The sequence below is a fragment of the Prochlorococcus sp. G5PB11 genome, from assembly GCF_059772425.1.
In genome coordinates, this window is record NZ_CM186287.1 from 1,189,674 (window position 1) to 1,213,729 (window position 24,056).

Below are 24,056 nucleotides of genomic sequence, written 5' to 3' on the forward strand. Positions count from 1 at the left end.
AATTAACTATTTTTTTTAGCAGGTTGAAACATAAACATAGAGTAAATTACATTTCTTCTCATATTAATCATCATTTCCAAAAACATATCATACCCTTCATTTTTATACTCTATTAACGGATCTTTTTGTCCATATCCTCTCAGCCCAACTGATTCACGTAAAGAATCCATAGATTGTAAATGCTCTCTCCATAGCGTATCGAGCTGTTGAAGTATAAAAAACTTTTCCGCTTCACGCATCATGCCTGGATTTAATTCTTCTATTTGTGCTTCCTTTAAATCGTATGCATTTCTCAACTCTTCTTTTAAATAATGTTTAAGTTCATCTACATTTAATGTAGATAAATCACTTGGTTTCAAATCTTCCAATAGATAAATAAACTCTTTAACTTTTGATACTAACTTATCTAAATCCCATTCTTCCGGAGGCAAATCTTGATTAACATATGCTTCCACTATTTCCTCCATAGTTCTTTCACCATATCCTAGAACTTGTTGCTTTAATTCTTTGCCATCTAAAACTCTTCTTCTTTCTGTATAAACTGCTTTTCTCTGATTGTTCATCACCTCATCATATTCAAAAATTTGCTTTCTAATATCATAATAATAAGTTTCAACTTTTTTTTGTGCACCTTCCAATGATCTAGTAAGCATTCCCGATTCAATTGGCATATCTTCTTCTACTCTGAATGCATTCATAAGACTTGCGACTCTATCCCCGCCAAAGATTCTTAGAAGATTATCCTCTAAAGATAAGAAAAATCTTGTACTTCCTAAATCACCTTGCCGTCCAGATCTTCCTCTTAATTGATTATCAACTCTTCTTGATTCATGTCTCTCAGTTCCAATAACATGTAAACCCCCAGCCTTAATAACATTTTCCTCTTCGTCTTTAAGAACTTCTTGATATTCTTCTTTAATCAAACTTATAGCATTCCTTAATGCAGTAATATTTTCGTCTTCTGTTGGACTTTTCTCAGATGCAGTTGCAATTCTATCATCCAATTCAATCGAAGAAAGAGTTCTATCACCCCAAGCTTTGACTAGCTTAGATGTTACTTTTGCAAGCTCTTGATCTGTCTCATCGGATAAATTTACTGGGAATAATTTCTTTAAAGAGTTTTTAGCAGTATTAATTTTTTGATTAATTTCAGTAGGTTGGAATCCTAAAGATTCAGTGTTTCTTTGCAAAGGGATTGGAGGTTTATGACCTTCTTCAGGTTTAATTAGACGTGAACTTAGAAGTTCTTTGATCTTTAATTTAGCCATATAATCACTATTACCTCCTAAAATAATATCTGTCCCTCTCCCAGCCATATTCGTGGCGATAGTAACCGCCCCAGATCTTCCAGCTTGAGCAACAATTTCAGCTTCTCTTTGAACATTTTCTGGTTTAGCATTTAACAAATTATGTGGGATTTGCTCCTCTTCTAAAAGTGAACTAATTAATTCACTCTTTTCAACACTTGTCGTTCCTACTAATACAGGTCTCCCTTGTTGATGAATTGAAGAGATTTCTTTTGCAACAGCTCTCCATTTTGCTGATTCTGTTTTAAAAACTTGATCAGTCCAATCATCTCTTGAAATTTTTCTATTCGTGGGTATCACAGTTGTTTGTAATTTATATGTCTTTTCAAATTCAACCTCTTCGGTTTTAGCTGTACCAGTCATTCCTGAAAGGCGAGGGTATAAAAGAAAGAAATTTTGATAAGTTATCGAAGCAAGAGTTTGAGTCTCAGGTTGAATTGCCAGTTTTTCTTTCGCTTCAATAGCTTGATGTTGTCCATCGCTCCATCTTCTACCTGGCATAACTCTCCCAGTGAACTCGTCAACTATTACAGCTTCTCCATCTCTAACTATATAGTTTGTATCCAATGTAAAAAGTTCTTTGGCTTTCAGAGCATTAGTTACGTAATGCGCCCAAGGATCTTTGGGATCAAACAAATCAGAAACATTCAAAAGTTTCTCAGTTTTCGCAAAACCCTCATCTGTAAGTATGCAACTTCTTTGCTTTTCATCAACTTCATAATCGCCATCTGGATCTACTCCATCTTTTGATAATTCTTTCGATCTAGTTAATTGTTCTACAACAGATGCTGCTTTTTCATATTTTTCTTGAGGCCGTTCCACCTGTCCAGAAATTATTAATGGAGTACGCGCTTCATCTATAAGAATCGAATCCACCTCATCAATGACACAATACTGAAAAGATCTTTGAACTATTTCATCTGCACTGGCAGCCATATTATCTCTGAGATAATCAAAACCTAATTCTGAATTAGTGGCATAAGTAATGTCACACAAATAATTTTTTCGACGAGCTTGAGGCAGCATATCTTGCTGTATTAAACCAACTGAAAGTCCTAAAAATCGATGTATCTGCCCCATCCATTCGGCATCTCGTCGTGCAAGATAGTCATTAACAGTCACAACGTGTACACCTTTTCCGGTTAAAGCATTTAAAAATGTAGGCAAAGTAGAGACCAGGGTCTTACCTTCACCAGTTTTCATTTCCGCTATCTGCCCTTCATGCAAAACCATTCCACCCATTAACTGGACATCAAAATGTCTCATTCCTAAAACTCTTTTTGACGCTTCTCTAACCACGGCAAACACATCTGGAAGTAAATCATCCATCAATGCCAGTTCTGAAGAAGCCTTACTAGCTTTCTCAAGTTTCAAACGGAAGTCTACGACTTGGCTTCTAAGCTCATCATCTGAAAGAGATGCATAATCTTCTTCAAGAATATTGATATCCGAAACAATAGGTGCATACCTCCTTAACTTACGGGCATTTGGATCACCAAGAAGTCTTTTAAGCATTAACTATTTAATCGAAACATTATCTTTTTTTATTTTACGCTATTGAAATTGGATATCATGAGATTTTCAGAAACATACTGCTGGTAATAAAAACTCCACACTTATCAGATTTAAAATAGTCAATTAGCCAAATGCTGTTTAAAGGCTAATTGAATCTAGACTATAAAGTAGAATGATAATGAACAGCTAAGTCCAAGTGAAAGGAAGAAAAAAAGCATTAATAACAGGAATCACAGGGCAAGATGGAAGCTATTTGGCTGAATTACTTATTAAAAAAGGATATATTGTTCATGGACTACTTAGAAGATGTAGTACAGAAAATACATCTAATATTGATCATCTAATAAAGAATAATAGTCAATGTAATTTAATATTGCACTATGGTGATCTAACAGATAGTACAAGCATAATTAATATTATTAAAAATATTAGTCCAGATGAAATTTATAACCTAGCAGCCCAAAGTCATGTAGGAATCAGTTTCGAATGTCCTGAATATACCGCAGAAACAGATGCTCTAGGGCCATTGAGAATATTAGAGGCTATAAAGATACTAGGATTAGAAAAAAAGACTCGATTTTATCAAGCAAGTACTTCTGAGCTCTATGGATTAATTCAAGAGAATCCACAAACAGAAACAACACCCTTTTATCCTAGAAGCCCCTATGGAGTTGCAAAATTATATGCATACTGGATCACTATTAACTATAGAGAATCGTATGGTATTTATGCATGTAATGGAATTCTTTTTAATCATGAATCACCCAGAAGAGGGGAAGAATTTGTAACAAGAAAAATTACCAAAGGTTTAGTAAATATTCACTTGGGAATTAACGATTGCCTAAAAGTTGGCAATATTAATTCTAAACGAGACTGGGGGCATGCCAAAGATTATGTTGAGATGCAGTGGATGATGCTTCAACAAACAAAACCAGAAGATTTTGTAATCGCAACTGGTGAACAATCGAGTGTGAAAGAATTTATCGAAATTTGCTCAGAGCTTTTAGGTTGGGGAGGGATAAATTGGGAAGGCACTGGATTAAATCAAGTTGGTAAAAGGAAAGATAATGGAAAAACAATTATTAAAGTTGATTCAAAATATTTTAGACCTTCTGAAGTTGATTCCCTGCTTGGGGACCCAAGCAAGGCAAAAGAAAAACTTGGATGGACACCAACATACACTTTAAAAGAATTAGCTAAAGAAATGATTGAAAATGATATAAACAATCTCACAAAAATACATCATATATGATTGATTTTAATATTTTAAAAAGTACAAAATCCATAGAACATACGAAAGCTATTCTAGCAAATAATAGTAATTCTGAAACTCTTAAGTACTTTATTGAAGATTATAAAGGTACATTATATTTAGAAAATTTTATTGATATTGGGGGAAATAGCTTTATAAAGAGTAAAACTAATACAACACTTTCAAGTGCAGGTCACTCCAAATTAGATAAAGAATTCATTCGAAAGTTATTTACTGATATAGATGCTTTAATTGATTTAGATTTTATCGAACAAGACACAAAAAATGGTTCAGAAATTGATATCTATTCTGTCATCTCCTCCTCAACTTTTTCTAGTAATGTAATTGGACAAGCCATAACAAAAAAAAATTCTTATGGTAGCTGGTGGAATATCTTATGGAAGAATAATGATAACAATCCTGAGACTAAAGATCTTCATAAATATACACTTACTCATGAAATAGGACATTCATTAGGACTCTCTCATCCTAATGAGGATCCATATAATAAAAATTGGAATAGTTCAGATACAATAATGAGTTACAATATACCTGAATCAGGATATTCAACCTCGTTTTCAGAGGCTGATTTAAATGCATTGATCAGTATTTGGGGAAGAGAAGATGATAATGGGTATATAAGTTACAAAAAAAATTATGATCAATATACTTTCTATAACTTAGGTGAGGGAAACTATTCAATTAAAACTGATATTGGACTAGAAGATATAAGTGAAGTCAATTCTTTAAAGTTTAAAGACAAAGAGATCAATGTAAAAAAAGATATAATAAATACTTTTGATCAAATAACTGGCATTTACGATTCGACGGGTGAGATGTTTAGAATATACAATGCAGCATTTTCGAGATTTCCTGACAATGAAGGGCTAAAATACTGGATAAAACAATATAGTGAAGGAATAGATAGTCATGAAGTTGTCTCTAAGTCTTTTCTTGGTTCAAATGAATTTATCAATAAATATGGATCAGACATAACGAATGAAGCATTTGTAGAGAAGCTTTATATCAACGTTCTTGGAAGAACCTATGACCAAACAGGATATAATTACTGGACAGGAAATTTGAATAACAATGTTGAGGAAAGATGGAGTGTTCTCTGGAATATTTCCCAATCCAATGAAAATATAAATATTTTCAAAGATATCAGCGGTTTATAAATTGAGGAGTCAATATAAAGAACTGCTTAATCTATATAAACAGATCTCAATCTATATTTAGATGTATAATTTGATTTAAATCAAAATTAATAAATATAAATCATTTAAAGATATAAATCTGTATTATGTTATGCCAAGTGCTAGATTAGTCATTCAAAATCGACAACCCAAATGCCTGAAATTAAAATCAACGATAAAAGCTATGACGTAGACAAACTGTCCGAAAATGCTAAAAACCAAATAGCTAGCTTAAAATTTGTTCAAAGTGAAATTGTTAGACTCAATGCAAAACTTGCTGCTTTTAAAACTGCTGAGATAGCCTATTCAAAAGCTATTGAGAAAGCAATATAGAATAATGAAAGTAACTAATATATTAACGAAGGAAATAACTGAATTATTAATTAAGAATCAGCTTTTAGAAGTCTTGATAAAAAAAGAGCTTTTAAGTGAAGTTATTGAAAAAGTTATATTAACAAAAGAAGAGAAAAATAATATTAAAGAAATGATTTTTGACAAAGAAAAAATAAGTACCGAATCAGAGTTTGATGAGTGGTTAAAAAAAAAGAATATAAGTAAAGAAGATTTCTTTAACGATATTTCACGACCAATTAAAATAAACAAATATTGTTTAAGTAATTTTTCTCATAGAACTGAACAAATATTCCTAGAAAGAAAAGATATGATTAGCAAAGTCACTTATAGTCTTATAAGAGTCCAAGATTTTTTTCACGCACAAGAGATATATCTTCGAATCAAAGAAGAACCTAAGGCATTTGGAGATTTAGCAAAACAGTTCTCACTTGGATCTGAGAAAGACACCCAAGGACAAGTTGGACCTATACAAATAGGACAAGGTCATCCAACTCTGACCCAAATGCTAAAAACAAGTAGAATAGGAGAAGTTAACAAGCCTTTTAGAGTAGAAGAATTCTGGATAGTTCTTCGGCTCGAATCTATAAATGAAGCAAAGCTAGATGAAAACATGAAACTTGAACTGTCAAAGCAACTCTTTGAAGAAGACTTGACTGAAAAAACCAATAAAGAAATCAGTAATTTACTCAATTCTTTCTCAACAACTCACAAAAAAGATTATTAAAAAATGACTGAAAATAATACTAATACTACTAATTCAAAATCAGAAAATTCAAAAAGAATAGAAACAATAATCAAGCAGATTAATATTTTCAAGGAATCTTCCGAAAATGAAATTCGAAATCTTGCATCGCAAGCAAAAATTATTGAATTTGAAATGGGCAGGCCTATATGCGATATGGATATTATTCCCAATTTAATACATATTATTCTTCAAGGAGAAGCCAGATTAATTGGGAAGGAAGCTAATAATCCTATAACTATAGCGAAGTTAGGACAAGGTTCATTAATTGGAATAGCTTCTATTTTAAGACAAGAGGCATGTGAACAAGTAAATGCATCTTCAAAAGTTCTTACTATTGCTTTTACAGACCAATCTATACTTAATCTTTATACCTCAAATCCTAGCTTCAAAGAATGGTGTGATTCAAAACTTCAACCTTGCGAAGTATATGATGTTGCCAAAAAAATAATTGATAAGTCTGCTAAAGATAACCTAACAGGTAAGATTGTATTCAATTTCTTATACCAGAAATGTAAGTTAAAGCTTGATCAAGCTATTCAATCTAATGAAGTAGTCATTGTAGGTAGTAGTAATATAGAAAACAAAGAAATTGGTAATCATATTGAAAATATTTCAAATATAAAAGCAAAAGCACCATTTAGAGAGAGATTAATTTCTATTCCAAAAGAAATATATAATAAAATAATAAATTACACATCAAATAATGAATTAAATAAATCAAATCAATTAATAACAAATAATGATACTTATCCAACAAGTAATTCCAAAAATATATTGCCAGAGAAAAGCAATCTAATCAAACAAGGAAATTATCAGTTACCACAAAAATTTGAATTAATCAAAGCTCAAGGAGAAATAAAAGAAACAATTGCTTGTCTCCAAATGTTAGCGAAAGAATTAGAAATAGCATTTCGAAAAGACTCAATAGAGAAAGTCATAAAAGACGAATTTGATCGTACAAATTCTATGTCCATTCAATTATGCGGAGGAATTCTCTCCATGATGGGTCTTCATGCTGCTAACATGAAAGTCCCTAAAAAGTTTGCGTCAAGACTTCCCACTCCTTCTTTAATTACCTGGAAAAAATCATTTGCAATAATAAGAGAAAGCGACTCAAATGGCCTCTTAATTGCTTCTCCTTTAGATGGTTTAGTTCATATAAAACCAAAAGATTTTGATGATAATTTTAAAGATGTTATTGACTTAATAACTGTAGAGAAGTCTAATCTAACACCAAATAAAAACTTTGGATTATCTTGGTTTTCACCATCAATACAAAAATTCAAAGGCGGCCTAATATTAGTTTTAATAGCATCGTTTATTGTCCAACTTTTTGGACTAGCAAATCCACTGCTTATTCAAGTCATTATTGATAAAGTAATATCTCAAAGAAGTCTTGATACATTACAAGTACTTGGAATTGCACTTGTTGTCGTAACTATTTTAGGGGGGATATTAGGAAGTCTAAGAACATTTTTATTCGCTGAAATCACAAATAGGATTGATACCAGATTGGGTGCAGAAGTAATAGATCACCTCTTAAGGTTACCACTTAAATATTTTGACCGCAGACCTGTTGGAGAACTTAGTAGCAGAATCAGCGAGCTTGAAAAAATCAGAGAATTCCTGACAGGACAAGCACTTACAACTTTATTGGATGCAGTTTTTTCAATTATTTATATTGTTGTCATGGTTATTTACAGTTGGTTACTGACTTTCATTGCTTTAGCAGTAGTACCAATTCAAATAGGAATTACACTTTTGGGCTCCCCCATTATCAGAAGACAAATTAGAGGAGTAGCTAATCAAAATGCAAAAACTCAGAGTCATCTAGTTGAAATTCTGACTGGTGTTCAAACAGTAAAGGCTCAAAATGTAGAAACTGTAAGTCGTTGGAAATGGCAAGATTTGTACTCCGGTTTTATTTCACGTTCTTTTGCTCAAATAATAACTGGGACATCTTTACAACAGACAAGTCAGGTTTTACAACAACTATCCCAACTTTTAGTGCTTTGGATAGGAGCTTCTTTGGTTCTAAAAGGACAAATGAGTTTAGGGCAATTAATCGCATTCAGAATTATTTCTGGTTATGTAACCCAACCACTTTTAAGACTTAGTACACTTTGGCAAAATTATCAGCAATTAAAAATTTCTTTCGAGAGATTGGCAGATATTGTTGATACTCCAGAAGAATCTAATGAAAACGATAAAGCAAATATACCTTTGCCCGAAGTAAAAGGAAATATTGAATTTAAAGATGTTTCTTTTAGCTTCGAGAAAGGCTCTGAAGCAATACTAAGGAATATTGATCTAAGTATTAAAGCAGGGGAATTTGTTGGAATAGCTGGTCAAAGTGGAAGTGGTAAAAGCACTCTAATGAAACTGTTACCAAGACTTTATGATCTTGAATTTGGAAAGATCCTTATAGATGGATACGATGTAAGTAAAACTGAGCTTTACTCTGTAAGACGACAGATAGGGATTGTGCCTCAGGAACCACTACTTTTTTCTGGTTCTATTAGTGAAAATATAGCGGTCACAAATCCACAAACTAGTGCCGATGAAATTGTCAACGCAGCAAAGCTTGCTAACGCTCATGATTTCATTATGAGCCTCCCAGAAGGTTATAGCAGTGATGTTGGAGAAAGAGGTTCGAGATTATCAGGCGGGCAAAAACAGCGAATTGCAATCGCGAGAACTTTATTGAGTAAGCCAAGAATGCTAATTATGGATGAAGCAACTAGCGCACTAGATTATGAATCAGAAAGTAAAGTATGCAACAATATTAAAGAAAACTATCAAAATACAACAGTACTTTTTATTACTCATAGGCTCAGCACAATCAAAAATGCAGACAAAATAGTAATGATGCATCAAGGTACAATTAGTGAAATAGGTACTCATAGTGAACTTATGGATTTAAAAGGAAGGTACTATGCATTATTTAGACAACAAGAGAGTAGTTAGAAATGAAACGGGAATTAATCAAAAAAATAAAATCATTAAAAAATGATCTTGATCTTAATAAAAAAAAGGATTTTATTTTAAAACAAATAAATAATGCCAATCAGCAGATTAATAATTTTCAAACATATTTAGAAAAAAAAGTAAAAACTGAAGATCATGAAGTTGTTCTTCAACAAACAAATCTTTGGGTAAAAGCAATAACACTAAGCATTATTGGAGGTACTGTATTTGGCATTGGGTGGCTCTCATTGGCAAAAACAGAAGAGATAGTTATCGTCCAAGGAAAGTTAGAACCAATTGGTGGTGTAATAGATATCCAAATGCCGATGCAAGGGATTACTCAAGAAATTCTTGTAAAAGAAGGGGAAACAGTAAACAAAGGTCAAATTCTTATAAAACTAGACACGGAAATCTCAGAATCAGACCAAGAATGGTTGAAAAAAAACTATGATTTGAATAAAGAAGTTCTTAAAAGAATAAAGTTTCTCGCTGATGAAGGCGCAGTTGCTGAATTGCAATATTTAGAACAAAAAAATAAAGTAGCTGAAATTGAAAATCAAATAAAAAGAAATGAAGTTACATTGAAATATCAAAATATTATTTCTCCAATAAAAGGAAAAGTATTTGACTTAAAACCTCAAGAAGTTGGTTTTGTTGCTCAAAGCAGTGAACCAATCATGAAAATTGTTCCATTGAATAAATTAAGAGCAAAAATAGAAATAGATAGCCGCTCTATTGGTTTCGTTAAGGTGGGTCAAAAAGCAGACCTAAGTATTGACTCATTCCCAGCTTCTGATTTTGGTGTCATTGGAGGAGAAATCAAACGGATAAGCTCTGATGCTTTATCACCCGAACCATCTTTAAATAAAGGATATAGATTTCCAGCAAATGTGGAACTTCAAGATCAATTCCTTAAGCTTAAAAATGGAGATGAATTACCCCTACAAGCAGGTATGAGTCTTACTGCAAATATCAAACTCAGAAAAGTATCTTATTTGCAATTACTTCTTGGAGTATTTCAAGATAAAGCTGACTCTTTAAGATCACTCTAATAGATATAGCTACTATCGCTCTTCGAAATTAAAAAATTCCACAAAAAAACCCCTCGCAAAAGCAAGGGGTTTTTTTTGAGGTCATTAAACAATAGTCAAAACATCATCTGATGCGCCAACTGTAGATTTAGATAGATCTACTAGACCTGTGATCTTAGTAAGTGCGTCAACAGTAGTAGTGGTGTCAAATGTTGCATCATTACTGTTGTCAATAACAATGTAAGTGTCGCCACTGTACTGGAACCATTTAATAAGACCTGTTGTAGCACCAGTAGTAGCTGAAGCTGCTTGATCCATGTAATTTTGAAGAGTAGAAGTTGATCCAAGAGAAATCGCAGCTCCTAGACCATTCGTATCCTCTGCAAGAGTGTTACCGTCAACAACATTGGTGAAGTCAATTTTGTCTCCAGCTGTCAAGTCAGCAATTGTCAAATGAACTGTTTTTGAACCGTGAGCAGCTGCAGCTGTAGTGAACTGGAAAGTATCTTTACCAGCTCCCCCAGTGAAGGTGTGAGTACCACCAGCGTAGTTCAGGACATCAGCACCATCTCCAGCGCTAATAACGTTATTAGCCTCTACCCCATTGGTAGTGATGGTATCAACTCCATTTGTACCAGTAACAGTAAGGGAAGCTCCTACTTGGTCTTTTGTAGAAGTGTAAGTCAAACCCTTATCAGTAACCTTATCTAAAACAAGACCAGAAGCATCAACAGTAGTCAATGCTTTGAGAGCTGTTCCAGACGCAGCTCCAATAATTAATCCTGAATCACCAGTAATAGTAAGAGTAGTTGCATTAGCTGCATTTAGCTGAGCAGTATTCTCGAGGTTACCATTGGTTGTCAGATTATCGTCAGACTCAAGATTAATAGTCTCAAATCCTGTTAGTACGAATTCATTCGTGGTATCAGTAGCGTTGCCATTAGAGTCGGTTTGGACTTTGATATTCACTACATCTGAAGAACCTGTAGCATCAACTTTAGTAATGGTGAAGTCACCAGTCATATTGTCGTTAATACAGAAAACCTCACTTCCTGCACCAGTGATTGTTGTTGCCCCAACTCCACCTACAGCAACTGTTGTAAAGGTGTTATTACCGAAATCACGAAGGTCATATGCAGTGCCAGCTGCTGCTAAGAGCAATGTTTCAAATTCAGAGTAAATACCGAAAGCTGCTGCTGACTCATCCTCACCCACTGAAAGAGTGTCAGTTCCTTCACCACCTTTAACAGTTACTCCGTATGCCGAGTGAGTAGAAGCAACAACTGTGTCATTGCCTGCGCCACCTTCAATAGTAGCTAGTCCATCAGTCATAGTAATCGTATCGTTACCTGCTTCTCCATAAATCTTGTCAGCACCGTTGTCTCCAGTGATGTTGTCATTGCCATCTCCACCATAAATAGTATCAGCAGCAGAACCTCCAACTATCGTGTCATTACCACCGTTACCGTAGATGATAGTTGCTGTATCGTCATCACCATCAATAGTGTCAGCCTTGGAACCACCTTTTATAGAACTTGCAGTACCGGTAGCCACAAAAGAATTTCCGTCATTTGAGAAAGCTCCGGTTAAAGCAGATGCATCAATGTGATCAGCTGTAATGGCGCCAACTGTGAGTCCTTTACTACCTGTGAATTTAACAGTTAAATCAGTGGTTGATGCAGTTAAACCAGTCGATGCACCACCAATGGTTCCAATGGTTTGAGCTGCTTTTGCACCTACATCAATTGTTAATGTCTCAATACCGGTTGCGGTGATGTTATGACCATTAAATGTGTCTTCTGCTGCAGTGTTTTCGTTAATGATCTGAACTTCATCTGAAGTGCCAGTACCACCCATCTGCACTGTATGTGCCTGACTAGATGTGGATGCATCTTGAAGATTTAGAATACCAACTGATCCTGTAGTAAATGTGATATCAGAACCATTAATAACTCCACCTACTGCGTTTACTGTGTTGAAACCAGTAGCCTGAATATTCTTTAGAACTACATCGTTAGCATTTGCAGCTGTACCAATTGATAATTCTTCAAAATTAGTAACTGTAGTTACTGCAACATGACCATCAGCAACCCCAGTAGCCATATACAGGATGTCAGTACCATCACCACCATTAATAATGTCTGCAACCTTAGTAGTAGTTGCGGCAACTAAGGCCCTAGTTGCTGTAACTGTGTCGTTTCCTGCTCCAGCAGATATGTCTACCTCATCATTGGCATCGCTGTTAAAACTAATCTGATCATTTCCTGAACCTGTTGTGATTGTTAGGTCAGTGACGTCAGTGATAGTTGCACCGGTAGCAGCAGTGTTGGCAGCTACGTTCCCGGCTGTAACATCAACATCTCCAGTAGAAGCTGAAGCGTCGATAGTATCTGTATCTACGTCTAATGCATTTGCATTTAAATCAACATCACCTGATCCAGTAATGGTTAGCTTTGCAACCTTACCTAAATCATGCGTACCATTGGTTTGGAACCCTGAAGATGCATCAATTGTTAGGGATGTAGTTGAAGCTGCAAGAGTTAGAGCATCAATATCATTTTTAGCGCCAGATGACTTGATGGTTACTGACGTTAGTTTTCCTCCAGTGATTGATAATGCTCCATTATCAATTCCATCTTTCAATTCAACTGTTGCTGAAGTTGCAGCATCTGCGTAATCAAAAGTTGAAGCGACAGTATTTGCAGATCCTCCGTTACCAATTATTTGGCCAGTTGTACCTTTATCAAGATTATTAAAGATGACATCATCCGATGAAAGGTTATTTGCAACAGTTGTTTCACCTGAGATGGTACCGAAGTCGATTGTTAGAGCTGTACCTGAAGTGACATCAAGATTCTTGATGTCAAATGTCTCTACATTAGATACAGAGGAAACTGGGAAAGAATTAGTAGTTCCTGCTCCTCCATCATCGTTGAAAACGACTCTAAGTGTATCTACACCTTTACCTCCGTCGATAGTATCAAGGGCTGTAAATGTCTCAGAAGCAGTTGTATCTCCGTCAACGACTGCATTGATCGTATCGTTCTTATCTGTACCAACTATTGAATCTGCAGAAGTTGTCAAGTTATATGTGCTGCCACCATTTCCTGCGTAGTCAGTTTTTATTGTTGAAACTTGAGTATCAATTTCAGCAGCTGTAGCAGCAGTAGTTGAAACCCCTGCTAGGAATGTTTTAGCTGTGGTGAATGCAGTAGCATCGTCAGCTGTATAAGCAAGTTGAGCTGTTGCATCAGCAGCAACATCAGCTGTAAAAGCAGTTGCAGCTGCAACTTTATTTTCTAATGCAGTCTTATCAGCAGCACCACCTGTATTATTTTTTGCCGCCCAAATTAAGTGAACAGCTATTTCAGCAAGCTTAAGAGAACCATTAGCTATTTGACCTGTCCAGTATTCCAAGCCAGCAGCATCAGCGTCTCTGCTGAAAAGATTTTGATAAATCTCATTAACTTGTGTAGCTGCTTTTTTCGAACCAAAAGCATCTTGGAACTCGGCTTGAGAATGCATATTTGCAGCAAAACCTTCTACTGTAGAAATACCAGTAGAAGAGCCAGACCAATAAGCCTTACCTTCAACATCAGCCGGACGGCCAAAGTAAGCTACGTAAAGCTCCTGAATTTGTGATTCTGTTAGGGCCATTAGTTGAAGATTAAGAAATGTAAGTTTGAGGGTGGGGTTTCCGCAGAAGTTGCGGCTGCCTAGAAACCCGGAATTATGGGTCTGGCAAATGGAAAGGAATTCAGTATCTCCAATTAGAGAGACGAGAACCCCATTCGGAATTCCGACAAACTATATATGATTAGTGTTGATAATCAAGAGTTTGATTAGTATTTCATTGAATTTTGTGGGTATTTGAACATCCTTCCATGAAAAATCGCCCAAAAGATACACAGATCAAACCGTGCAAAATTAATTAGTTGAAAAACATTAAGCCTAAAAAAAACAAGTCATAACCGTTGCTATTAAATAGTTCTTAAGTTTTATTATTGATAATATATCTAAATCTCTGAAGAGAAAATTTCTTGAAAATTTCAAAAAACAGAGAAACACACTGTGCACATCAAAAAGTGCACACCATGAACCGGATTCTTTGCTGAGGCATCCAACCAGCTAAAAAAAACGAAGCTTTAATGATGCTTTACTCGAAAAGGAACAGATCCAAGTAATTCAAAAATATTATGTTCATTAAATTTTATTGTCATTTTACTTAGAAAATGAGAAAAATAAAAGAAATGCAAAGCAGGTTTTGTCTAGCAAAACAGCCCTAGTGCTTGGTGCAAGAGGTCAAGATGGAGCTTTGATTTGCAAATCGCTCATTCAAAAAAATTACAAAGTAATAGGCTTAAGCAAACAAAATTCATCTGAATCTGAATCTCTGAAAAGCCTAGGAATAGAAAAAAAAATAGACTTACATTCTGGAGACGTCAAAGATGGAGCAATTCTAAAAAAACTTATTACTAAATATCAACCAAAAGAGATTTATAATTTAGCAGGCCAATCATCAGTAGGAAAATCTTACTTAATACCAAAAGAAACGGCAGAAAGCATCATCAATGGTACCTTAAATATACTAGATGTATCAAAAAGTCTAAAGTTTGAAGGAAAAATATTTTTCGCTGGAAGCAGCGAAATGTTTGGTTCAACAGAAAGTGCAGCTGATATAAACCACCCACAAAATCCCATAAGTCCATACGCAATAAGTAAACAAACTAGTTTTAAATTAGTAAAGTTTTATCGCGAAAATTTTAATTTACATTGCATTACTGGAATATTATTTAATCATGAGTCCCAACTTAGAAATGAAAGTTTTGTAACTCATAAAATTATTTCTGGTGCGGTAAGAGCAAAAAAGAATAAAAATCATAAAATCAACTTAGGTAATATTAATATCAAAAGGGATTGGGGCTGGGCAGAGGAATACGTAGAAGCTATGCAAATTATATTAAATAACGGTGATAAAGAAGATCATGTTATTTGCACAGGTAAATTAACATCATTACTTGAATTTATAGATATTACTTATAGTAAATTAAATCTAAATTGGAAGGATCACATATGTATTGATGAATCATTAAAACGAAAAGATGAAGCATCAAAGAGTTTTGGAGATCCTAAGCCACTTGAAGAAAAGCTAAAATGGAAATCGAAGATAAATATTGATCAAATTATTACTAAACTTTTAGAACACAAAATGAAGGCTGAGAAATCATCTTAAACAACTTTTCCTACATTCTTTCATTCACCTCAAGACTTTTTATTAAGCCTTGCAATCTATAACCTAATTTTTGAAAAGAATGCTGTTTACGCCATTCTATTTCATGGTCAGTGATGGCATTTCCAAAAAAATTTAAAGACCAATCTTTGAGTCCTTGAGCAATTAGTTCTGGTGTGGTACCAGGAAGCTTATAGACAACCGGTAAGACGTCATCAAAAATTGATAAAGGTGTTACTGCAACAGGAGTCAATGATGATATTGCTTGTCTGACAGCTCCACTGGCTGATTCATTCGTAGACTGATATGGAAAAACTACTAAGTCTGTGCTTGATAGTTTTTTTAAAGTTTCATTATCACTCATAAAAGTAGTATTTATTCTGACATATTTATTAAGGTTTTTTTTATCAATCAAATCGACAAGGTGTTTAGAAAATAATAAAGATGAATTAGAATCATATAATGAAGAATAAAGTGATAAACGACATGGGAAACCTTCTTGAACTAAAATACTAATAGCTTCAATTAATTCGGGAAAACCTTTATTTGGCAAACAGAACCCATATGTTGAGTAATGAATAACTTTTTTTGTCTTTTCTTTATGTTTAGATTGTTTATCGTCTAAATTAAAATCTAATACACCATGCGGAAATAAAGAAACATTATCAACTAATCCTATTTGCTTCAAACGATTTAAATCTGAAGGTGTATGAACTAGTAATCTATCGCATAAAGACAAAGCACCCTTCATCTCAAATATTCTTTTTGTCTTATCTATTTTAGGATCTATTGTTGAATGAAGAAAAATAATTATTTTTATCTTTTTAGAGTGAATTTTCCTAATAAAATCAGATAAATAATTGAATTCAAAAAAACCATAATTAAATTGCAAAACAATTGATGTAATTTTATTAGATATAATTTGATTAAATAGCATCTCCAAATTATCACAACCCATATCCCAACATCTAATAACTTTTTCTTGATTTTGAAGATCAACATTGGGCGCAAAAACAAGATAATCTTGAGTTAAATGTGACAACAAATGTTCAGAATATGTAGCGATACCACATCTTGTATTCCAAGTAGATATCCAACCAACCTTAGATGTCTGATGAACAAAATTATTATTTAAACTTTTGACAAAATTTAAATTTTTTTCTGCTACTTGGTTCCATGTATATTTAGAAATTGACTCCTTAGCAGACTCAATCTTAACAAGCCTTTTTTCATCACTTAAAAAATATACTTCCTTCATAAGTTTCGATAAATGATCAACAGAAGGTCTAGCCCAAACTGATGAAAATAAATCCAAATGTGAATTAGAGTATTCAAAAGAAAAATCAACTAAAAAAGAATTTTGAGCATTACAAAAGTCTGTATGGCCACCCCAACCCGTTGTAATTACAGGAAGACCAACTCTCATTGCTTCTGCTACGGTTAAATTAAAACCTTCCCCATGGCTTGGAGCTACAAGTGCATTACTGGATAAGTAAAGTGATTTTAGTTCAGAAGGAAGTAAGTCTTTCTCTAAAATTAAAACCTCAGGTGGACTGGGGTTATTCTTTTTTAAAGAATTGAGAATCTCATGAGTATTATTATGCGGATTTTTAAAAGTTTTTATAATCAAAATCACATCATCTTTAGACTGAAATGATTGAAAATATGCTTCCAACAAACTTTCAATACCCTTCCTTGGGAAGCATGATGATATGTGCAAAAAAGTAAATTTATTCTCTTCAATCAGCTCAGAAGATGAACCTTCAATCTTATCGATATGATCTACTCCTAAGCCACAAACAGAAATAGGAACATTCACTCCATTATCAATAAGAATTTTTTTTACTTCTGATGACATAACAGTCATACCTGTTAAGTAAGTATTAAAATCCCTGACCCAAGAATGTGGGAACATTGACTCCTCCCAACCATAAGCATGTAATAAATTGATTACACCTTTGGAATCATGAACTCTTGGTGGATATAAATTTCTCGTACAAATAAAAAAATCTTGATTGGTTTCCTTCGATTTATTAAAAAGATTTTTTATTATTTTATTTCTCTCCAAAAAATTAGAATCTGGTTCATAGTCACCTGGGCCTTCTGTAGAGTTTAGTACAACGTCTTGCCCTAAATCATACATTGCTAGGGCATAATTCTTATTTAAAATTGCCAAACTATATGTAGAGTCAAATGGTCCCTCAATACGCCATGTAAATTTTTTTTCTTTTTTTTCTTGCCTAATAAGTTGTATTTTATTTGATTGTTGGTTAATTATTGATATAGCCGAAGAAAAAAGCTTAATATTGTCGAGATTCAACTTACTTTTTTCTTTAATTAATGGACTTTTCAGTAAATTAAACCTTAAGATATCATATTGTGTAGAAATTAAAGACTTAATATCATGGTGGCTATTTTTAGAGGACATTTTTATCCTAAGTATGATTTTCTTTAGTGAATTTATAGTTTTGTCAGATGTATTCTTCCATGAAAAAAATTTTTTTCTTACTTCAGAATTTTCACATAGAGAATGATAGAAAGTATTATTTGTGAGGCATTTATAAATTAAGTATGAGATATCTTTTGCGTTATGTGGATCAAAAAGAAAGCTCTTGTTGCCAATAATCTCTGGCATACTGGTGAGATTAGAAGCAATTACAGGAGCACCACAATTCATTGCTTCTAATACTGGCAAACCAAATCCTTCGTGCAATGAAGGAAAAACAAATAAATAACAATTCCTATATAAGTTAGCAAGTTGGATATCAGTTACATATCCAAGAAATACAACATATTCAGGAGATAGACCAAAATAAATTATCCATTCCTTAATGAGTAATATTTCTTCCTCTGTATAAGGTCCAGTTAAAACTAATTTGTGCTTAAATATAATATCTAAAGGGAGTAATGAGTAAGCTTCTATTAATCGAGATAAATTCTTCCTGGGATCAGTGGCTCCACAATATAATAAAAATCTTCCTAGATCTTTTCTATCGAAATCAGAATTGGGAAGTTGCAGTGAAAATGTTTTTTCGTTGCAGGCAGCTGAAATATTATAGATAAATTTAGGGTTTATTTCTAAATACTTACAAGCCTCTTCTAAAGAGGATTTCGAAATAGAAAGCAGTGCATCTAAGCTTGATAATTGCTTAATTTTGTCGAGATAAAAAAGCTTATATTCTGGATCAGAACTTAAATACTGATCACTATGAATTAAAGGTATTAAATCATAGATAATTGATACCACAGGAGGTAGTTTATAGTCACCACTAAGACTTACTAGACTGTTATCTCTAAATCCATCAAAAAAGCTTGTAATTAATATAACATCGGCATCAATCACTGATAATGCATAACTTCTTAATTGTATTGATAACCAAAGCATTGAATATTTTCCAACGAAAGTATCATTAATATCACCAACTGTTGGACAATTAAAGTAAGTTAAATTAAATTTTTGATTATTAAATTCTTCAGAAAAAGAATTTCTCAAATCAGATAATCCAGAATTCGTAAACAAGATATATTCATTTTCTGGATAAAAGTTTATCAAAGATTTTGTCAAATCCAAGCAATATCTACCTATTCCTCTTTTACGATTTCCATCCCTTTGTAATCCTTGTAAATCAATTACAATTTTCATAATTTAGAACACCTAGTTAAATCCTCAAGAATTTTCTTAGCATCTTCAGATGAATTAAAGTAAGTCTCTAAATATCTATCATGATCTGAAACTAATACAGAGTCTTCCTTGCTCTTTTTACTTCTTTTTACAAATTTATATTGATATATTCGGAAGCCAAAATTATCAATGATTTTTTCTATATATCTAAGAATATAAAAGAGATATTCAATTTTATATGTTCTTTTAATAATAGAAACGTAAAATTTACTATTATTAAAAGAACGCATTAAAATTTTAATTGAAGTTTTTAATCGAACCTTAAAAGCAAAGATCAATCTTTGTAACTTTTTAATTGTCTTAAAAAGAATAGGGAAAAATCTCTTATCATAAAGACTGCTAAAATATTTTAATTGTCTTTCTAGAACTATAATCTGTTTTCGCATTAGGAAAATAGCTTCATCATATTGAGCGTATCGATTCCTTGAATAATTATCAAAATCGATTGCAGCTTCTAAAGAAGTTATTCCCAACCTCATATCTCTTTTAATAAGCCTAAAATCATCAAAATTTGAATCTTCGGAAAGATTAGCTTTTGTTGCTATTAAAACAAGATCTTGCGCAACTCCATTAAATATCCTTGTCATTGAATCAGGTTCCGAGTTTTGTAATGGACCTCCATTGATAAAATAATATTTACATTTATCAAAGCCAGTTCTTTTTATCATGAAAGCTAATAAGTCAGGATGAATTGGATTGATATGCGTAGGATCAATATGAAAGGATTTAGAAGAAACAAGGAGATTGTCAATACTAGGTGTCTCTAAAATAAGTAAACCACTAGGCTTTAAAATTCGTTTTGATTTAATAAGAAGCTCTTTAATATTTCCATGATTCATATGCTCAATAACATGAAAAGCACTGACTAAAGAAAAACTATCTTCAGAAAAATTATCTAACAATGCTAACGCGTCACCTTGTATGATATTTAGATTTCTTTTTTTGCAATCTTCGACCATTTTATGATCTAACTCTAAACCTATAGATTTAAAACCCTTGCCATTGCATTTCTGAATCCATTCACCTCTACCAGAGCCTATATCTAAAAGAGAAGGTGTATCATCAATATTTAAAATATAATCTATTAAACCATCATAATTAGAAAGAACATTTATTATTTGTTCTCGACTTCCACGAAAGTTATTTTCGAATTCTATATAAAAATCTGAATCCATAATAAGTAATTAATTCAGCTCAATCTACAATTAATCATAGTTTCTGATCTTTAGAGATAATCCTAAACAATTAGATTACATGATCATATTACAAGTCAAAGGATAGTCATACGATTAATCTCTGAGCGAATATTTAAATCTTTAAAATCCTTGTTCTATTGTGAGACATACAAAAATGAATCCTTCTGGAAGTATTATTAAGTAATTAGAGGTCTTAGATAATTTGTAATGAACATCATATCACTAGTTCAACATGCCCCGACTGCACCTGGGCTCAGACTTTTTGGTATGGGTCCAAGGCTTATGCCCACGAATGGCTTGGAAAAACTTCAATCTTTTCTGAATGAAAACACTTTTTGGGCTCGGGGCAGAAATACAAAACAAATTTGCAAAATGCTTTCAAATAGCACCGTTGTAGTAAGCCTTTGGCATAAAAATCAGTTAATAGGTTTTGGAAGGGCCACAAGTGATCTAGTATTCAGGGCTGTATTATGGGATGTGGTGATTGCTTCAGACCGTCAAGGTCTAGGTTTTGGTAAATTAATAATAGAAGCAATTTTAACAAATAAAAAAATTAAATCTGTTGAAAGGATCTACTTAATGACTACGAATAGCTCAGAATTTTATAAACAATTAGGATTTAAGTTAAATAATGAGCAATCATTACTTATGATAAATAAAGATAAATATTAATTATAAAAGTAAAAAATTAAATATTTTCTAATTCACCAAATCTAAAATGCTTGCTTCGAAACATTCTTTAAGATGATTAAAGCTTGACGTGAAATTTGAAATACGATTTTTAATTTCATCTTCCATATCTAATTGTAATCTATTTAATGCGTTGAATTCATAAATCCAATTATCAACATTAGAAAGTTTAAGTAGTCGAAAATTCTGATTTGCATCAACAAGATTTTCAATCTCTCGATGAGAAGGAATATCACTGACTAAAACTCTAACTCCCAACGAAGCAGCATCCAAAACTGGTATACCAAAACCTTCAACACATGAAGGCGAAACAAACGCATAAGCATTCAAAAATAGCCAAGCCTTCTCCGTTTCGTCTACATAGTCCAGCAATTTAATGTTCTGATCACTTTCACACATTTTCTTTATAGATATACCATATTTATCATCATGGATTTTGCCAGCCACACATAAATCAAAGCCATTGTTAGTTAATTCACTACTTTGGAATATATTTATTAAAAAATGTAGATTTTTTCTTGGTACAACTGAAGAGTTAAATAAAATATATTTTTTACTAATACCCCTTAAATCATTTATTTTACTAGCTAGTTGTAACTTATTTATATTCAATGAGGGCATTGGATAAATTATATTTTTCTCATCATTTGAACAGGGTTTTTCAAGTAGTAGGCATATTTTTTCTCGAGAAGCCTTGGAAATAAAACAATTTTTTGTTTTCATCGCATCTTTTAAGCGATTATAAAAGCCAAAAGGATGATCAGGATGTTTAGAGAAAGAAAGAGGTATAAAATCCATTATAATCTGAAGACAACTAAGGCTATTTTTAGTCTTAGTTGTCACATCAATACTCAGCGGACAAGATGTAATCAGCAAGTCTATATTTAATTTACTTAAATCAATAGTTGGGGGCTTAAATAAAAATCTTTTACTTCTTAAAGTAGTAAAATTATATATATTTCTAATAGATAAAAAACCCGATATTTTAGAAAGATAATCTACTCGCTCTTGACCAAAATAAGGAGTATTCTCGAAATTAGATAAATGAATTAATTTCCCCGTAAATCTACCTCTCCTAAGATAAAATCTGAACACAGAAAATACTAAATCAAAAATTATTCGTGATTTATTTTTGAAATGTATAAGCTTATGAACTAATTTTACAATTAAATCTTCATCAAATTCATAATATTTTCTATTTTTTATTTTTTTGATTTGACTGGATGGATCACAAAATTGATCAAGAATGTCCGCACAATCAACTTCCATAACTGATTGTTTACTCATTGAGTATTTCATTAACGGATTTAAGCGTCGACCATAAAATCCAGTTAATAAATAGACTTCTGCTCCTAGATCAGACAAAGACCTTATTAAACCTTTTGATAAATATGCAATTCCACGATGCTCAGCCTGCTCAAGATCAATAGCTGTTATTGCGACTCGCATTTGGGAAAGAGGCTTTTCTTTTGAATAAATAGAATCAGCCAATTCAATACCCATGAATAATTTACTTTATTATTTTATTTGTTATGAGCAATTTATCATTAATTAATTGGAATACTCAACTTGAATAAACTCAGAAATATCAAATATAGGGAAGCCACAATAACAAACAGTGCAAAACAATAAGTTGAAAATATATATTTTCAACATTAATAGTAAAAATTTACACCCACTTGTGCTGGATAATTAAATTAATCTGATTTTATCCATATATGATCAGAGTCCCAAAAACTACTCAAATTTAATCTCACTCTAAGAAATATCTTTCGTGATTATCTAAAACCTATTTTGGTTGAGCATGAAGCGGATGAAGAGATTCGAACTCTCGACATTCTCCTTGGCAAGGAGATGCTCTACCACTGAGCTACATCCGCATTAGAGCCACACACATGTTACCAATTAATAGGCCATAGTTTAAGAAAGATAATCAATTGATTTCTTTTCATTGAAAAATTATTTAACCAACCACTTTCATTAATGAACCCATTTCAAGTGCTTGCAATGCATAGCTCCAACCCAAATTATTCTTAATTCCCGCTCTCTCCAAAGCCTGTTGCATAGTATCAGTTGTCAAAACTCCAAAAACGATAGGAATTCCTGTTTCCCTAGAGACAGTTGCAATTCCTTTACTAGCTTCAGAAACAACTACATCAAAATGAGGGGTATCTCCCCTTATCACTGCACCTAAGGTAATTAGAACTTCATATTTTCCTGTACGAGCAAGTCCTTGAGAAACAATTGGGAGTTCAAAAGAACCAGGGACCCATGCAATATCTAATTGTGAGCTTGATTCAGATACATCAATGCCATGCCTGGACAGACAATCAAGGCAACCGCTTAAAAGTTTATTTGTAATTAAATCATTAAAACGAGCAATTACTATTCCGACTCGCAAAGATGATGAATTTTCGAAGGTACCCTCTAAAGTCGCCATTTTTTAAGGCCTTACTTACTTACTTACAGTAACCTCCAGAGAGCAAATTTAAAACATTTGAGAAAAATAACTCTCAATTTATGCAATTTTCAATTGCAAAAAGTATCTAAACACTCATCTGATGTGTTATGTACTCACCTACCAATGCTTGTAGAAGTACCAAGTGGAACCATACACCAGCAAGTATTTCTATCTTTTTAATATTTGGATTTCTATTGTCCTCTGGGTTTGTTTGGGTCATGTAGAAAACAGGTACTCCAATTACCAAAAGCAATGAAGAAAATAAAAGTGCGTTCGCGACGATGGAATTAATAGCCAGCATGAGGGAGAAATCTGAAGAAGAATTACTCAATATCAGATAATTCTCCCATGTAAGTGTGATTTGATGAACCACCTCTTAATATTTGTAGCGAGGCTTCACATGCAAAAAAAATTAATTCTTCTAATATGC

Annotated in this window: 15 protein-coding genes and 1 tRNA gene; 8 read left to right on the forward strand and 8 right to left on the reverse strand. The window is 33.0% G+C overall.

The annotated features are described in order from the left end of the window. Positions 1 to 2 precede the first annotated feature (2 nt). Positions 3 to 2,822: a preprotein translocase subunit SecA gene (secA, locus tag AC6EI0_RS07120; protein WP_498521895.1), complete on the reverse strand. Its 2,820-nt coding sequence runs from the start codon at positions 2,820 to 2,822 to the stop codon at positions 3 to 5. Positions 2,823 to 3,018: 196 nt separating this feature from the next. Here secA and gmd point away from each other — a divergent pair, with 196 nt between their 5' ends. From gmd to AC6EI0_RS07150, 6 genes are all read left to right on the forward strand, one after another. Further along, entirely contained in the window at positions 3,019 to 4,074 is a 1,056-nt protein-coding gene (gene gmd, locus AC6EI0_RS07125) for a GDP-mannose 4,6-dehydratase (RefSeq protein WP_498521896.1), read from the forward strand. Next, positions 4,071 to 5,252, forward strand: a complete 1,182-nt coding sequence (locus tag AC6EI0_RS07130; protein ID WP_498521897.1) for a DUF4214 domain-containing protein — start codon at positions 4,071 to 4,073, stop codon at positions 5,250 to 5,252. Before gmd ends, AC6EI0_RS07130 begins: the two co-directional genes overlap by 4 nt. A gap of 171 nt (positions 5,253 to 5,423) precedes the next feature. Continuing rightward, entirely contained in the window at positions 5,424 to 5,603 is a 180-nt protein-coding gene (locus AC6EI0_RS07135; protein ID WP_498521898.1) for a DUF6447 family protein, read from the forward strand. A 4-nt stretch (positions 5,604 to 5,607) separates the two neighbouring features. After that, positions 5,608 to 6,348, forward strand: a complete 741-nt coding sequence (locus AC6EI0_RS07140; protein WP_498521899.1) for a peptidylprolyl isomerase — start codon at positions 5,608 to 5,610, stop codon at positions 6,346 to 6,348. A gap of 3 nt (positions 6,349 to 6,351) precedes the next feature. Then, positions 6,352 to 9,336: a peptidase domain-containing ABC transporter gene (locus AC6EI0_RS07145; protein ID WP_498521900.1), complete on the forward strand. Its 2,985-nt coding sequence runs from the start codon at positions 6,352 to 6,354 to the stop codon at positions 9,334 to 9,336. Positions 9,337 to 9,338: 2 nt separating this feature from the next. Beyond that, positions 9,339 to 10,388 (forward strand): HlyD family secretion protein, encoded by a 1,050-nt coding sequence (locus AC6EI0_RS07150; protein ID WP_498521901.1) that lies wholly within the window; start codon positions 9,339 to 9,341, stop codon positions 10,386 to 10,388. An 84-nt stretch (positions 10,389 to 10,472) separates the two neighbouring features. Here the strand turns inward: AC6EI0_RS07150 and AC6EI0_RS07155 are convergent, their stop codons facing one another. Continuing rightward, positions 10,473 to 14,024 carry a DUF4214 domain-containing protein gene (locus tag AC6EI0_RS07155; protein WP_498521902.1) on the reverse strand — a complete coding sequence of 1,184 codons (3,552 nt, stop codon included), beginning with the start codon at positions 14,022 to 14,024 and terminating at the stop codon, positions 10,473 to 10,475. Between the two features lie 556 nt (positions 14,025 to 14,580). Between AC6EI0_RS07155 and AC6EI0_RS07160 the strand changes: the two genes are divergently transcribed. After that, a complete protein-coding gene (locus tag AC6EI0_RS07160; protein ID WP_498521903.1) occupies positions 14,581 to 15,600 on the forward strand; it encodes a GDP-mannose 4,6-dehydratase in 1,020 nt (339 codons plus the stop codon). Between the two features lie 10 nt (positions 15,601 to 15,610). Here the strand turns inward: AC6EI0_RS07160 and AC6EI0_RS07165 are convergent, their stop codons facing one another. Together AC6EI0_RS07165 and AC6EI0_RS07170 are read right to left on the reverse strand one after the other, a co-directional pair. Further along, positions 15,611 to 19,240, reverse strand: a complete 3,630-nt coding sequence (locus AC6EI0_RS07165) for a glycosyltransferase (RefSeq protein ID WP_498521904.1) — start codon at positions 19,238 to 19,240, stop codon at positions 15,611 to 15,613. Further along, the gene (locus AC6EI0_RS07170; protein ID WP_498521905.1) at positions 19,237 to 20,454 is read right to left on the reverse strand and encodes a methyltransferase domain-containing protein; all 1,218 of its coding nucleotides are present in this window, start codon (positions 20,452 to 20,454) and stop codon (positions 19,237 to 19,239) included. Before AC6EI0_RS07170 ends, AC6EI0_RS07165 begins: the two co-directional genes overlap by 4 nt. 228 nt (positions 20,455 to 20,682) lie before the next feature. On the opposite strand from AC6EI0_RS07170, the gene AC6EI0_RS07175 reads away from it, so the two are divergent. Next, positions 20,683 to 21,147, forward strand: a complete 465-nt coding sequence (locus tag AC6EI0_RS07175; protein ID WP_498521906.1) for a GNAT family N-acetyltransferase — start codon at positions 20,683 to 20,685, stop codon at positions 21,145 to 21,147. A 27-nt stretch (positions 21,148 to 21,174) separates the two neighbouring features. Here the strand turns inward: AC6EI0_RS07175 and AC6EI0_RS07180 are convergent, their stop codons facing one another. The 4 genes from AC6EI0_RS07180 to psbZ all read right to left on the reverse strand — a co-directional run bounded on the left by AC6EI0_RS07180 (position 21,175) and on the right by psbZ (position 23,957). Then, positions 21,175 to 22,656 carry a glycosyltransferase gene (locus AC6EI0_RS07180; RefSeq protein ID WP_498521907.1) on the reverse strand — a complete coding sequence of 494 codons (1,482 nt, stop codon included), beginning with the start codon at positions 22,654 to 22,656 and terminating at the stop codon, positions 21,175 to 21,177. A 317-nt stretch (positions 22,657 to 22,973) separates the two neighbouring features. Further along, positions 22,974 to 23,045, reverse strand: a tRNA-Gly gene (locus AC6EI0_RS07185). Between the two features lie 83 nt (positions 23,046 to 23,128). Then, complete coding sequence (ribH, locus tag AC6EI0_RS07190) at positions 23,129 to 23,605, reverse strand: 6,7-dimethyl-8-ribityllumazine synthase (protein ID WP_498521908.1); 477 nt, start codon at positions 23,603 to 23,605, stop codon at positions 23,129 to 23,131. Between the two features lie 106 nt (positions 23,606 to 23,711). Beyond that, positions 23,712 to 23,957 carry a photosystem II reaction center protein PsbZ gene (psbZ, locus tag AC6EI0_RS07195; RefSeq protein ID WP_498461676.1) on the reverse strand — a complete coding sequence of 82 codons (246 nt, stop codon included), beginning with the start codon at positions 23,955 to 23,957 and terminating at the stop codon, positions 23,712 to 23,714. Between the last annotated feature and the right edge of the window lie 99 nt (positions 23,958 to 24,056).

Bases quoted from the DNA above. Each gene is read 5' to 3' on its own strand.
- AC6EI0_RS07150 (WP_498521901.1), top strand. From the start codon at position 9,339: ATGAAACGGGAATTAATCAAAAAAATAAAATCATTAAAAAATGATCTT.
- AC6EI0_RS07145 (WP_498521900.1), top strand. From the start codon at position 6,352: ATGACTGAAAATAATACTAATACTACTAATTCAAAATCAGAAAATTCA.
- ribH (WP_498521908.1), bottom strand. From the start codon at position 23,605: ATGGCGACTTTAGAGGGTACCTTCGAAAATTCATCATCTTTGCGAGTC.
- AC6EI0_RS07135 (WP_498521898.1), top strand. From the start codon at position 5,424: ATGCCTGAAATTAAAATCAACGATAAAAGCTATGACGTAGACAAACTG.
- AC6EI0_RS07165 (WP_498521904.1), bottom strand. From the start codon at position 19,240: ATGAAAATTGTAATTGATTTACAAGGATTACAAAGGGATGGAAATCGT.
- AC6EI0_RS07175 (WP_498521906.1), top strand. From the start codon at position 20,683: ATGAACATCATATCACTAGTTCAACATGCCCCGACTGCACCTGGGCTC.
- secA (WP_498521895.1), bottom strand. From the start codon at position 2,822: ATGCTTAAAAGACTTCTTGGTGATCCAAATGCCCGTAAGTTAAGGAGG.
- AC6EI0_RS07140 (WP_498521899.1), top strand. From the start codon at position 5,608: ATGAAAGTAACTAATATATTAACGAAGGAAATAACTGAATTATTAATT.
- AC6EI0_RS07170 (WP_498521905.1), bottom strand. From the start codon at position 20,454: ATGGATTCAGATTTTTATATAGAATTCGAAAATAACTTTCGTGGAAGT.
- AC6EI0_RS07155 (WP_498521902.1), bottom strand. From the start codon at position 14,024: ATGGCCCTAACAGAATCACAAATTCAGGAGCTTTACGTAGCTTACTTT.
- AC6EI0_RS07130 (WP_498521897.1), top strand. From the start codon at position 4,071: ATGATTGATTTTAATATTTTAAAAAGTACAAAATCCATAGAACATACG.